The sequence below is a fragment of the Peribacillus cavernae genome, from assembly GCF_003989135.1.
In the GTDB taxonomy this organism is placed as follows: Bacteria; Bacillota; Bacilli; order Bacillales; family DSM-1321; genus Peribacillus; species Peribacillus cavernae.
The window spans coordinates 737,144-750,538 of record NZ_RYZZ01000007.1 but is presented as its reverse complement, the minus strand read 5'-3'; the positions used below and the strand labels follow the sequence as shown (position 1 = coordinate 750,538).

The following is a 13,395-nucleotide window of genomic DNA, read 5'->3' as shown; positions in this document are numbered from 1 at the left end:
TCCACACTCTATGCGACTGCCCGTCGCACAAAAAGGACGTTCACCTAGAACGCCTTGTACAAGTTCTCCAAACGTACCGTTACAACTCCCCTTGCCTACTCTCAACTGCTTGATCTTTTCATCCTCAACTTCTTGTTCTTCATAATTCCGGATGGCTCGTCGGTCTTTCAATTCTTGAATGATAGACATTTGGACTCTTTCCCTTCACTCACAGACTCCGATTCAATCACTTTTTCAAACCATTGGATTTTTTCTCTTAATTGAACGACTTTACCTACAAGGAAGATGGCAGGATTTCGAATCTCCGCTTGATCGGCCAGCACAGGGATTGTTTTAAGGTTGCCAGTAATGGTCCTTTGATTTTCGGTCGTTCCCCATTCAATGACGGCCACAGGCGTTTCACCGTCCCTTCCATGCTCTATCAATTTTCCACAAATAAACGGCATATTTCCGATTCCCATATAAAAAGCGATTGTGTCAATTCCTTGAGCCAACGCCTCCCAGTTGAGATTGTCTTGTCCCTTTTGGTCACGTCCATGACCGGTCACAATCGCAAAACTGGAAGCATGATCACGGTGGGTCACCGGGATGCCGGCATAAGCTGGTGCCGCGATTCCCGCTGTCACTCCTGGGACCATTTCATATTCAATCCCGTTTTCTGCAAGAACTTCCGCTTCCTCTCCGCCCCGACCAAAGACACACGGATCTCCTCCCTTTAAACGGGTAACCGTTTTTCCCTGCAAAGCCTTTTCTACCAACAGTGCATGGATTTCTTCTTGAATGAGATGATGTTTTCCGGGTAATTTCCCGCAATAGACAAGCTCAGCATCTGCTTTTGCATAATTTAGTAATTTTGGATTGACCAGCCTGTCATAAGCAATCACATCTGACTTTTGAATGCATTCCAGTCCATAAACTGTAATTAGCTTTGGATCTCCCGGACCCGCACCAACGAGATAGACCTTTCCCGGATTCATGCTTTCGCCTCCTCTTCTTTATATAAAAAATACCTTTTCGTTTTGATATATTTCGTGTAAAATCAGTTGTTTTTCTTTAAGCAGGCAGCTATCCAATTTTCAACAAGTTGAGGATTGGAAGCAAAATGAAAATGGCTGTATCCAGCGACAAGATTACCTAACATACAGCCCTCTTTTTTCATGCCAAATCTACCTTTCGCCTCATAGGCATATGGAAGCTCCGCATCAGACTCAAAAGTAGAGTAGTGAAATTCATGGCCCTTTGCCTGTTCACCCTCATTGATTAAAAAATTGCCTTCGGTTCCTGTTATTTCACGATAACCCAGTGTTGCAAGCTTTTTCTGCATTTTAATCCTGCCTGGAATCAAGCCTGCCATCGGATACTCCTCGCCGGAAGTTGTTTCAATCGATTCGCTCAAAAACATAAAACCGCCGCATTCTGCTAGAGTCGGTAAGCCTTTTTCGATTGCGTTTCTGATGGATTTCATGGCACCTTCATTGCAGGATAGTTCATCGGCAAATTCTTCTGGAAATCCGCCCCCAAGGTATAAGCCATCCGCATGCGCTGGAACTTCCTCCCCTTTTAATGGAGAAAAATACTCGATGCTCGCTCCATTCACTTCAAGCAACTCAAGGTTTTCCTGATAATAAAAATTAAAGGCGGCATCTTTGGCAACAGCGATACAGACGTCTTTTTTGCTGCGGACCTGAAATAACCCCGAATGTTGACTGGAGATGGTACTCGTCTTAGCCAAGTGGTACAGCTGCTCGATATCAATCGTTTCCATGACTAAATCGGCAAGCTTATCGAAAAGTGGATCAAGTTCACCGCGTTCAATGGCAGGAATTAGACCTAAATGACGGCTAGGGATATCAATATCCAACTCCCGTTTCATATACCCGAGCACAGGAACATGGCATTCCTGCTCGATCGCTGCTTTGACGATTTTGTAATGGCCCTCACTGCCTACTTGATTGGCAATTACTCCAATAATATTCGGACCGGTCGCGAAAGCTTGAAACCCTTTGACAATCGCAGCTGCACTTCGCGCCATGCTGGCACAATTGACAACTAACAACACAGGACTTTCGGTAATCATGCTGATCTCTGCTGTTGACCCCGTATTCGATAATGGACTTTTCCCATCGAAAAAGCCCATGACTCCTTCGATAATCGAGATATCCGCACCATGGCTCGCTTTGTTAAGAATCTCACGAACGATCTCGTGCTCAAACATCCAGCTGTCAAGATTACGTGATATTCGGCCTGTTACGGCTGTATGATAGGATGGATCAATATAGTCAGGGCCGCATTTAAACCCCTGGACGGTGTAGCCTTTCTTCTGTAGGGCTGCCATGATTCCGATAGTCAGTGTGGTTTTCCCGACTCCACTGCCGGTACCAGCAATGACTAATCTTCTATCACTCATAAATGTTTCCTCCTTTAAAAAGGAATGACTCCGACTGAAATGGTGACATTTCCCGATTTTTTCTTAACTAGCTCCAGCTGTTCCGCTCCTGTATATATTCTTACAGCTGGCTCACTTACTCCGTATGCTCCTGTGTATTTATAAACCGTGTCTGACGGCGCTTCAATTTTAGCCTGATTCAGCTCTTTCGGTTCATAATACACAAATTCCCAACCGTATTTCTGAACAACTTCGAGCAAACCGATTTCATCTTTCTTTATCGAAATCGTACAAATGGCTTTCACACTTTTTAAGGAAAATTTTAATTCCGCTACTGTTTCCACAATCACCTGTTCAATTTCAGCCGCTGATGTTCCGCGATTACAGCCGATTCCGATGGCAATGACTTTTGGACGATAAACAATGCCATTTTCCAGAATTCTATTTTCAGTCTGGCTAAGCTGCCGGTGAGTAACGACTAAGGCCGCTTTGGGCTTAGCCTGGAGTGCCCCGTCAATTGACGGATAGACGACAATTTGTTCAGGCAAGGGTATTTCATACGTCCACCAGTTCTGTTCACCCGACTCCTGCACAATCGCAACATGCTCTTCATTCACAACGGAGGCGCTGACTGGAGTCAATTTTTCCGCAGAATCCCAGACCCAGCCGAAACGAGAACCGAATAAATCGACCGGAATCGTTTTTTGTACATCTGAAGCGGTTGTAATAATCGCTTTTGCATCAAGCGCTGCGGCGACTTCCTTAGTTAGTTCATTGGCCCCTCCAAGATGTCCCGACAATACACTAATGACATTTTCCCCTTTATCATCAATGACGACAATACCGGGATCCGTTTTTTTATCCTTCAAAATCGGCGCAATCATCCGGACGACGGCCCCTAATGAAATAATTAATATAATGCCTTTATATTGCTTAAATAAGGCTGGTAACAGCATGCGGACACTCCCCGAAAAAAGCTGGACTTGTCTGTGCTCTTCATCGCCTTTTTCAAACTTGCTCATGTAATATAAATCGGAATTTGTAAAAACGGTATGTAATTTGCGCGATAATTCCACGCCATGCTTCGTAATCGCCACGATTGCATAAGAATGAGACTGTTTAATCGGAGCCAATTCCTCTTCTTTTAATTCGATGATCATGGCTTAACTCCTTTTCGGAAACCATGGGTAAAGCTTGCATCATATAGCTTGGAACGGTATTCATCTTTATCATGGATATTAGGGTCTAACGCCCATCCAGCCAAAATCATCGCATGCTTGCGGATTCCATTCTTGCGCATATCTTCATCTAAATTCACCAAGGTCGTGCGGACAATTTTTTGATCCGGCCATGTTGCTCGTTGGATGACTGCGACAGGCGTATCATCTTGCCAACCGGCAGCTTGCAGTTCTTTGACGATTTTTTTTGTCAAGGTTGCGCTTAAGAAAAGGGCAATCGTGCAATGGTGACTCGCCAAATCTCGTAATTTTTCAAATTCAGGAACCGGCGTCCGTCCTTCAGCTCTTGTTAAAATAAGCGTTTGCGTTAAATCTGGAATCGTCAGCTCGGCCCCGATTGCCGCAGCGGAAGCAAACACTGAACTAACACCAGGAATCACCTCATTGCCAATATTCTCTTTCTTCAATAGAACAATTTGTTCCATGATTGCCCCGTACATGGCAGGATCTCCTGTGTGAATACGGGCAACCATTTTTCCTGCTTTTACACGATCAACCATAACGTCAACAATTTCTTCCAAATGCATCCCAGCTGTTTTCAGCACCTCGGCATCAGGTTTTGCCTTTCTAATCAATTCATCGTTCACTAATGAATCCGTATATAAAATAACGTCTGCCGTTTGGAGAATGTTCAATCCTTTTACCGTAATCAAATCAGGATCGCCTGGTCCCGCTCCTACAATATAAATTTTCATTTCCTCACCACCATCAGAGTTAAGTATTCGAGCTCAAGGCCTTCCAGTTCACTTACGTTCCAGATCACTTCTTCATCGGAAGTGACTTTGGTTACAACGGAGGCTTTTTCCAGAAGGTCCAAGTCTCTTAAAACGGTAATCATTAAATCGATCACTTTTGCGACTTTAATAAACACGACCGCGTCATGATCTTCAATTGCTTTTTTCATCGCTTCATAATCATCTCTAGCCGGAACAATCGCGACATGTTCATCGCCATCTGCCAAAGCAATGCCAAGTCTTGACGCTGACCCGTTAAACGAAGAAATGCCTGGTACTGTCTTAATCTCAACTTCAGGGTGCAATTCCTGCATCAATTTCATCATATGTATGAATGTACTGTATAAAAGCGGATCCCCTTCTGTAACGAAAGCGACATCTTTGCCTTCATATAACTTTTGCCAAACCTTCTTGACTGTATCGTTCCATTCCCGATCTAAAATCGCTTGGTCCTTCGTCATCGGAAAAACAAGCCCGAGCATTTCCTTCTCCTCAGGTCGAATGTACACTTCTGCAATACGATGGGCATAGCTTTTACTGCCTTTTCTTTTTCTTGGATACGCAATAACCGGCGACTCCTGAATGACGCGAAACGCTTTTACTGTAATAAGCTCCGGATCTCCTGGACCGACGCCAAGACCATATAATGTGCCAAGATTACTCATTCGTGTCTTCCTTTCGTTGTGCAGTAATGATATAAACCGGATTAAGCGGTACAAATCGGTTCATTCCTAAAATAGGCTTGCTTCGGGAAATTTGCGCATGATTGATGGAGGTTTGAAAGCCCGCTTCTGCAAAAGCCTCGTTAGCACGGTATAGATTTTCTATCGTAGCGGCATTAAGGACAATTCGCCCGCCTTCTTTCAAGCGCTTGCAGCAAGTATGGATCAGGTCTGCCATTTCGCCACCTGTCCCTCCGATGAAAATGGCATCTGGATCTGGGAAAGTGTCTAACCCAATTGGCGCCTTTCCATGGATCGCCGTTAAATCGGTACGAAATTTACGTTGGTTTTGATAACAATTTTCTAAATCCGGTTCATTTTTTTCAATCGCAAAAACATCGCCTTCCGGAGCTAGCTTTGCTGCTTCAATGGCCATCGAGCCTGTACACGTCCCGACATCCCAGACTATGCTATTTTTCTGAAGTTTTAACGCGTAAAGGCTTAATACTCGAATTTCTTTTTTGGTAATGAGGCCTTTCTCCGGCTTGCGTTGCGTAAACTCTTCATCTTCAATGCCTAACGACCAGCGCGGTCCTTCGGCTACCTTTTTCAAAATGACGACATTTAACGGAGAGAATTCGCGATCTACCATTTCTTCAAGTTCATACCAGCCTGAATTTTCGTTTTCTCCTTGTATATTCTCAGCCACAAATGCCCGATACTCTGTCATTCCAAACAAAAGAAGATATTTAGCAATTTGATTGGGACTATTTTCGGCATCAGTGAGCAACGCCACTTTTGCCTTCCCATCGATCCTTTGCGCCAATCCTTTCATGCTCCGACCATGAACGCTCACAAGGAAAGCATCTTGCCAGCTTTCACCCATTTTCGCAAAAGCAAGCTGAACAGAGCTTAAATACGGGTATACTTCTATATTCATTTTGCTAGAAAGATAGCCACCTATCCCGTAAAATAGTGGATCACCAGAAGCTAAAACAACAGTCTGGCGCATTTCTTCCTGTAGTCGTTCCACAACTGCTTTTAACCCACCCTTTATGACAATCTTCTCTCCTTGATAATTCGGGAAGAATGACAAGACCCTCTCACCGCCGACAAGCACTTCACTTTCTTCAATCCATTGTGTATATTGGGGCAGCAAGCTTTCTTGACCGTTATCCCCTATCCCGATTAATTTCATCGATTGAGTCAATTCCAACAGCCCTTCCTAGTAATTGTCCTTTCAACGAATAAATCGCCGTTTCCATTTCAATGCCGCCCTTCACTTGTTTTAAAGCCGAATGACAGCAAGCCTCACAGAGTTTATTGAAAAACTCAACGTTATTCGCCTCTGCCATCAAGTCCCCAACTTGGGATGCGGTGTTTGCGTTCTTTATTTCGAAAACAAGGTCATCATCGGCACCGACACTTCGGGCTATTTCAGATAGAAAACCAAAGTCGACCGGAGCACTTTTGGAATGAACCATCATCACGCCCTGGGCAACTTTTGAAAACTTCCCCATCATCCCGACGAGAGATACCTTTTTAATCCCCTGCCTATTGCAATGCTTTAGCGAGAAGCCTACAAAGTCACCCATTTCAATAAAGGCTTCTTCAGGTAAATCCTGAAGGAGACCCATTGCATACTTTTCACTGCGGCCACCGGTCGTTAAGACAAGATGCTCGCAGCCCCCCGCCTTGGCGACACTTATCGCCTGCACAATACTTGCCATATAAGCGGAACTGGAAAAAGGAACGACCGTGCCCCTTGTCCCTAAAATGGAGATGCCGCCGATAATTCCTAACCGGCCGTTTAACGTTTTTTTCGCAATTTCTTCACCAGCCGGCACGGAAATAACGACTTTAACACCTCTATTAATCTGAAATTCTTCTAACGTCTGCTGCACGGTTGTTACAATCATTTTGCGTGGCACCGGATTAATGGCCGCTTCTCCGACAGGAACTGGAAGGCCTGCTTTGGTCACTCGCCCAACACCAACTCCGCCATCCAAGATGATGCCAGGAGTATCGATCCAGCTGACCGTAGAAATAATTCGTGCCAGGTGGGTGGCATCCGGATCATCGCCAGCATCTTTAATCGTTTCCGCGCTAACTGAATTTTCTGTTATATCATATTTCTCAATCGTAAAAGTGGCATTACGCCCAATAGGCAAATGAATCGTTGCCTCCTCAAGCGCGTCACCGGTAATCAGTGCGGTCAATGCCGCCTTTGTCACGGCTGTTGAACAGGCTCCGGTCGTATACCCATGCCGCATTTGGGAAGGGTCTTTCTTGACTTTCTTTTGCATGATTATACCTGATCAGCTAAGAGGGAAATCGCATTTAAAGCGGCAACTGTAACAGTACTTCCGCCTTTCCGGCCAACATTTGTGATGAAAGGCACTTCCGCGATTTTTGCCAGTTCTTCTTTTGATTCCGCGGCGGAAACAAAGCCAACAGGCATACCGATAATCAAGTCTGGCTTAGCTATACCTTCTTTGATCAGACGGATGAGCTCTAAAAGGGCCGTTGGTGCATTACCAATCGCATAAATCCCGCCCGCATTTTCACGTACGGCTTTTTGCATCGAAATGATGGCTCTTGTCGTCTTCAACCGTTTCGCTTCAACTGTTACATCGGGGTCTGAAATATAGCAGTGCACATCCCCGCCATGCTTTTGAAAGCGGGTTTTCCCTGTTCCGCTTTCAATCATTTGCACATCGGCAATGACATGCCTTCCTTTGCGAATCGCTTCTACACCAGCTCGAATTGCATTTGGATGGATGATGACGCTTCTTCCTAATTCAAAGTCTGCAGAAGCATGAATAATGCGACGTACTATCATCCATTCATCGTCCGAAAAATCATGAGCACCCATTTCTTCAGCAATTATAGAAAAGCTATAATCATATATTTTGTCTGGATCGACCGTTAAAGGTTTAAAGTCTGTATTAAAATCCATCGTAAAATTCCTCCTATTTTTCGTGTAACTGTTTGTTCAAATCGGCAATGACAAAATCGAAACTGGAATGAACATTTTGATAATCAACATTGGGTCGGGAAATCATAATCGTCTCGATTCCACATTCCAATGCGGCTTCCAATTTTTCATCGACAGACCCAACTTTGCCACTTTCTTTTGTAATCATTAACGTGACTTCGTATTGATTGTATAGCGCTTTGTTTAATTCCTTTGAAAATGGACCTTGAATCGCGACGATATTTTTTTGCTCGATGCCTAACTGAGCGCATTTTTCCATATTGTCGATACGTGGCAGCATTCTTGCAATGACTCTCGTATTCTCAAGACCTACTAACTCTTCGGCAAAAATCTCTAACGTTTTACTTCCCGTCGTTAGCATGATGACACCCCGCTTTGTCGCGGCAAGCTTGGCTGCTTCGGCATAATCGCTAACCATGATTAATTTCTCATCCTGGAATCTTTGACTCTCACGTTCATAACGAATATAAGGAACGTTGGCTTCCTTTGCTCCCTGGAGAGCATTTTTCGATGCCTCTTCTGCAAATGGGTGACTCGCATCTACTACCGCTTGAAACCCTTTTTCGTTGATTAACAATGTCATATCTGCTGCCGTTAATCGTCCAATTTGAGTTAATATCCCCGCTTCCTGCAAGCTTTTTGCTGCCGTCTCGGTTACGATCGTTGCCAAGACCTGGAATCCCGCCTGCTGGATTTCAATCGCCAATTCCCTTGCATCACTTGTACCTGCCAAGAACAAAATCATTTTGACTTCCCCGCCAATTGTTCATCATGGTGATGATCATGGTCGTGGTGATCGTGATCATGATCGTGGTGATGATGGTGGGCATGACCATGTTCCGCGACATACCTACGATAGTTTTCTAAATCACGGGCACCACTTGACCTTCCTTCGCTGGCTTCGATTACACGTTCTTTCAGGATAGTTTGTAATGTTGGATGATAACCAAAGTATTCTGCCAAAACAAATTCATGCTCTGGATTTTGCTCTTGATAGCCTGCAAGCATTTTCGCCATTCTTTCCATTAAAATACCGGTGAAAAGGAAATATGGAAGCATCACAATTTTTTTAGCACCTAGCTTAAGGCAGCGTTCAATTCCTTCATCGACTAACGGATCCGATACACCCATGAAGGCACTTTCGACCCATTTGACATTCATTTTTTCCCACAGCAATCGTGAAATTTTATAAAAATCACTATTTGCATCAGCATCACTTCCACCTCGGCCAATTAGCAAAATTGCCGTATCAGGGTGTTCCGAAGATGTATCAAAGCCAACTTCCTCTAGCCGATCCGTTAAAATCGTTAATACTTCCTGGTTGACCCCAATCGTTTGCCCATATGTGAATTGAACCCCTGGATACTTAGTCCTTCCATCTTCTATTTCAGCTGGAATATGCAATTTTGAATGTCCTGCATGAAGCAAAATAATCGGTATGACGATAACTTCAGCGGCTCCTCTTTTCACACAATTGTCAATGCCTTTGGAAATACTTGGCGAAGCAAATTCCAAGAAGCATGTTTCAATCAATGAGCTGTCGTCCATTGTCGGAATCATTTTTTCAATAAAACGAATCACTTCTTCGTTTCCAGCTGCTAATCGGCTACCATGTCCTACGAATAATACTGCTTTCATTAGCTTTCCCCCTCTTGATTAATCTTCACAAGGCGCCGGCTCTATTTTTATTTTTGGAGCAATATCTTGATATTGATAGCCTTGTATCTTTTTCGCACGCTTGAAATATTTAAATAGTCGTTCATTTGGATGAGCGTTTTGTTTGTATTCGTTGACAATGCTCGAAATTAATTCGACAAGTTGATTAGGTTCAATTCCTTCAGCAACTGGCTGGCCCGGATGAGCCGTTCTGCCAACCGGTTTTGCTCCAAGGAACAAGTCAAATTTCCCTCTACGGAAAACAATCCCGATATCATCCATCACCGCACTATAACAAGCCATTCCACACCCATTAAAACCGATGTTCAGCTCCTTAGGCGTATCTATGCCACCAAGCACACGTTGCAATTCATCCGCGTAAGGAATGGATTCCGCTTTTTCACCATCACAGAAATCACAAGCTTTGAGAGTCAGTACATCCCCAATCGGTGAAAGTAAATAGCCTGCTGATCGCAATTTTTCTGTAATGACTTCTGGTTCAGTTGTAGGGATCTTTAGCACGATTTTATGATTCGGCGTGTATTCCATCGTTCCCTTTTCCCCGACAACTTCCGCAAGTGTCATCAGTTGCTTTGGGGTAAATTGCTTGTTCGCCACACCCGGGCTGACGGCAAGCTCGAACACCGACTCCATTTTTTGTTGAACGATAGGCGTAACAGATTGTGTGACTGTTTGACCTTTAACTCTTGATAGAGCTTCCATTGCCGTTTCAAAGGACGTGCTCTTTTTTTCAGGTGCTTTAGTAATCACTCTAACTCCGGCAGCAGCAGCCTCGGAGTAAGAGCCTTGCGTAAGGCCGGTTTCTTGATCCAATGCCCATGGCTCCGCTTCTTTTCGCAAACGTTGATGCGGCTTCAAAGGTTGCTTTTCCGAATTCAACGTGTACTTTCGTTGATAGCCACGCGGCGTGATGATTTTATCGTCATATAAAAAAGTCGATGAATTCCCAATAATGACGGTTGTCAGCATCCCTATATCATGATTCAGCATATCTTTCAAATTGGTAATAACGATGTCCTGACGTTCACGATACGCACTTTTTACTAATCCTACTGGTGTTTCCGGGGAACGGTAGCGCAATAAAATCCTCTGCGTTTCAACAATTTGCCTTGTCCTTCTACCACTGCGAGGATTATAAAGCGCAATGACAAAGTCAGCCATCGCAGCCGCTTCCACTCGTTTGGCAATCAGTTCCCAAGGCGTTAAATGGTCGCTGAGGCTGATTGTACAGGAATCATGCATGACTGGTGCTCCAAGTAACGACGCACATGAATTGATGGCCGAAATGCCGGGAATGATTTCAATTGCAACTCCCGTTTCCTCTTTCCATCCTTTTTCAATCAACACTTCATAGACAAGTCCTGCCATTCCGTATACCCCGGCATCCCCACTCGAGATAACGGCTACTTTCTTTCCAAGTTCCGCCTGTTTCACCGCTTCTTGGGCACGTGATACTTCTTCGGTCATACCTGTACTAATAATCGTTTGATCAGTAAGCAAGCCCTGAATGAGTTCGACATACGTTTTGTACCCAATGATGAAGTCACTTTCTTGAAGCGCTTCCACAGCACGTGCCGTAATATGTTCAAAGTTTCCCGGTCCAAAGCCAACGACAAATAATTTTCCGTTCGTGCTCATTTAGACATCTCCTTTACCGGTTTGTTCTTTGAAATTCCCGTTTGTGCTGGAAAAGCCGCATTAGGTGTCATTTCTCCATCCATAAATTGATAAATCATGTGAGGAAGAAGCCCTTCACCGTTGATGTTACGGACAATCTCCCGGCCAAAATCAGGTGAATCCACTCGATACCATGTGCCTTGAGGATAGACAATTGCGACACATGCATCCTTACATCTTCCATTACAGCGTGTCCTAGTCGTATGTATTTTTTGATCCAGACCAAGTAATGAAATTTCATCGCGGATCGCCTGGGTCACTTCTTCGCCGCCTTTTCTCATGCAGCTGCTGCCGTTACATATCAGCAGATGCGAATTCATGCCTTCCAAGTTCCAGGTTGTCATCTTTTCCCTCCTAAATTCAGAGGAAAGGCAAAATAAAAAACCTTAACTGCTAGAGTTAAGGTTTTATAAAAAGCTATATAAACAAAGTAGTCTCCAGCAAGCATGCTGAAACTCTCAAAATTCTTCATAGCCCTTCTACCTTTCCCTCCGAAAAGTATCGTTCGATTTTAAAAGCAGGTTTCCTGGCTTACGCTTCACTTTACTCTTGTCCCTTCCCAGCTTTAGGCCAGTGGTTATTGACAATTTCATCAGCGTTACAGTAGCGGGGGCTGCATCGGATTCACACCGATTTCCCTATTATCCCTTGTGTCGTTTTTCATCCAAGGGCACTTTTAAAATTTAATATTCAATTATAAAAGAACATTTTCCAAAAATTACATTTCTAGTGAACTATATCTATCATATAATAACTTTTTAAAAATTAAAATAGTTTACTCATATTTTTTTAAAAAAACAAAATCTAACTAACTTCTTTCTTTTCCCCTTAGCCTTTATATTTGCATAAAATTTAAAATGGGTATAGAAGGAAAAGTTTCTTCGTGATACACTAAATTAGAAATTTTTGAAAACTACATATGCTTTTTGGTGCTAATTTTCAAATTTTAGCTTAAAAGGGAAGTCGGTGCAATTCCGGCGCGGTCCCGCCACTGTAAAGGGAAATCCTGTTACGTATGAAAGATCCACTGTCTAATGATGGGAAGGATGTAACAGGTTGATGCTCCAAAGCCAGGAAACCTGCCATGAAGCGTGAAACTGTTTCAACCTACGAGGATGGGTGTGCGGATCAGGCAGATATAGGTGATTTTTGACCTTACTGCAATTTTACTGTTCATTGTGCACTTCTTTCATCTCGAGAGAAGTGCTTTTTGTTTTGCCAGCCGCTTCTCACCACAGCTGTACGCTCAGCAAATATCAAAGTGTCGAAAGGAGAAAAAATGAAAAAAGTCAGTTGGAAAGTACTTTATTTTGTCGTTTTACTGCTCATTGTACCAAAACAAGCAGCTGCCATGCATATTATGGAGGGCTTTTTACCGCTTGAATGGGCGATATTCTGGTGGGCCGTAACTCTTCCATTTTTAATCATGGGCTACCGTTCCATCCGGGCAAAGGTGAAGGAAAATCCCGAAACAAAAATGTTGCTTGGCCTATCCGGCGCATTCGCTTTCGTTTTATCAGCCCTAAAAATCCCTTCCGTCACAGGGAGCTCATCACACCCTACCGGCGTCGGTTTAGGGACAATCTTGTTTGGACCCTTGGCCATGACCGTTGTTGGTTCTATTGTTCTTTTATTTCAATCCTTATTACTTGCACATGGAGGATTGACAACGTTAGGAGCTAATGCTTTTTCCATGGCTGTTTGCGGGCCGTTCATTGCCTATTTTGTATTCAAAGGCGCTACTATTGTTGGTTGGTCCTTCTCTCTTGCCGTTTTCCTGTCGGCTGCCTTCGGAAATTTGGGTACCTATGTAGTGACTTCGGTTCAGCTTGCCTTAGCTTTCCCATCGGAGGTAGGTGGGTTTATCGCCTCATTCACTAAATTTGCAGGAATCTTCGCGCTAACCCAAATACCGTTAGCAATCAGCGAAGGATTATTGACAGTCGTTGTCATGAACTTCTTAAAGAAATACAATCTAAGCGAATTGAAATTACTTCGAGTTTTATCTAAGGAGGCTCGTTAA

General features: G+C 43.8%; 13 protein-coding genes, 1 pseudogene and 2 riboswitches. Of the genes and pseudogenes, 1 reads left to right on the top strand and 13 read right to left on the bottom strand.

Going from position 1 to position 13,395, the window contains the following annotated elements; translation table 11 throughout:
• The 13 genes and pseudogenes from ELQ35_RS23075 to ELQ35_RS09660 form a co-directional block, all read right to left on the bottom strand.
• A pseudogene (locus ELQ35_RS23075) lies at positions 1-189 on the bottom strand (hypothetical protein); the annotation flags it as partial.
• Entirely contained in the window at positions 168-977 is an 810-nt protein-coding gene (gene cobA / locus ELQ35_RS09715) for a uroporphyrinogen-III C-methyltransferase (protein WP_126864612.1), read from the bottom strand. The pseudogene ELQ35_RS23075 and the gene cobA, both read right to left, overlap by 22 nt.
• A 62-nt stretch (positions 978-1,039) precedes the next feature.
• Positions 1,040-2,407, bottom strand: coding sequence for a cobyrinic acid a,c-diamide synthase CobB (locus tag ELQ35_RS09710; RefSeq protein ID WP_126864611.1), 1,368 nt, complete (start codon positions 2,405-2,407; stop codon positions 1,040-1,042).
• A 14-nt stretch (positions 2,408-2,421) separates the two neighbouring features.
• Entirely contained in the window at positions 2,422-3,546 is a 1,125-nt protein-coding gene (locus tag ELQ35_RS09705; RefSeq protein WP_370873361.1) for a cobalt-precorrin 5A hydrolase, read from the bottom strand.
• Entirely contained in the window at positions 3,543-4,319 is a 777-nt protein-coding gene (gene cobM, locus ELQ35_RS09700; protein ID WP_126864610.1) for a precorrin-4 C(11)-methyltransferase, read from the bottom strand. The genes ELQ35_RS09705 and cobM overlap by 4 nt, the downstream gene beginning before the upstream one ends.
• Entirely contained in the window at positions 4,316-5,023 is a 708-nt protein-coding gene (gene cobI, locus ELQ35_RS09695; RefSeq protein ID WP_126864609.1) for a precorrin-2 C(20)-methyltransferase, read from the bottom strand. The genes cobM and cobI overlap by 4 nt, the downstream gene beginning before the upstream one ends.
• Positions 5,016-6,230, bottom strand: a complete 1,215-nt coding sequence (gene cbiE, locus ELQ35_RS09690; protein ID WP_126864651.1) for a precorrin-6y C5,15-methyltransferase (decarboxylating) subunit CbiE — start codon at positions 6,228-6,230, stop codon at positions 5,016-5,018. Before cbiE ends, cobI begins: the two co-directional genes overlap by 8 nt.
• Positions 6,193-7,326 (bottom strand): cobalt-precorrin-5B (C(1))-methyltransferase, encoded by a 1,134-nt coding sequence (locus ELQ35_RS09685; RefSeq protein WP_126864608.1) that lies wholly within the window; start codon positions 7,324-7,326, stop codon positions 6,193-6,195. Before ELQ35_RS09685 ends, cbiE begins: the two co-directional genes overlap by 38 nt.
• Before the next feature lie 2 nt (positions 7,327-7,328).
• The gene (locus tag ELQ35_RS09680) at positions 7,329-7,979 is read right to left on the bottom strand and encodes a precorrin-8X methylmutase (RefSeq protein ID WP_126864607.1); all 651 of its coding nucleotides are present in this window, start codon (positions 7,977-7,979) and stop codon (positions 7,329-7,331) included.
• Positions 7,980-7,992: 13 nt separating this feature from the next.
• The gene (cobK, locus tag ELQ35_RS09675) at positions 7,993-8,763 is read right to left on the bottom strand and encodes a precorrin-6A reductase (protein ID WP_126864606.1); all 771 of its coding nucleotides are present in this window, start codon (positions 8,761-8,763) and stop codon (positions 7,993-7,995) included.
• The gene (locus tag ELQ35_RS09670) at positions 8,760-9,656 is read right to left on the bottom strand and encodes a sirohydrochlorin chelatase (RefSeq protein WP_126864605.1); all 897 of its coding nucleotides are present in this window, start codon (positions 9,654-9,656) and stop codon (positions 8,760-8,762) included. The genes cobK and ELQ35_RS09670 overlap by 4 nt, the downstream gene beginning before the upstream one ends.
• 18 nt (positions 9,657-9,674) lie before the next feature.
• Positions 9,675-11,333 carry a precorrin-3B C(17)-methyltransferase gene (gene cobJ / locus ELQ35_RS09665; protein ID WP_126864604.1) on the bottom strand — a complete coding sequence of 553 codons (1,659 nt, stop codon included), beginning with the start codon at positions 11,331-11,333 and terminating at the stop codon, positions 9,675-9,677.
• On the bottom strand, positions 11,330-11,716 hold the full coding sequence (locus ELQ35_RS09660) for a (2Fe-2S) ferredoxin domain-containing protein (protein WP_126864603.1): 387 nt from the start codon (positions 11,714-11,716) through the stop codon (positions 11,330-11,332). The genes cobJ and ELQ35_RS09660 overlap by 4 nt, the downstream gene beginning before the upstream one ends.
• 155 nt (positions 11,717-11,871) lie before the next feature.
• Positions 11,872-12,065, bottom strand: a riboswitch (cobalamin riboswitch).
• A gap of 217 nt (positions 12,066-12,282) precedes the next feature.
• Positions 12,283-12,473, top strand: a riboswitch (cobalamin riboswitch).
• A gap of 178 nt (positions 12,474-12,651) precedes the next feature.
• On the opposite strand from ELQ35_RS09660, the gene ELQ35_RS09655 reads away from it, so the two are divergent.
• Positions 12,652-13,395: an energy-coupling factor ABC transporter permease gene (locus ELQ35_RS09655; RefSeq protein ID WP_126864602.1), complete on the top strand. Its 744-nt coding sequence runs from the start codon at positions 12,652-12,654 to the stop codon at positions 13,393-13,395.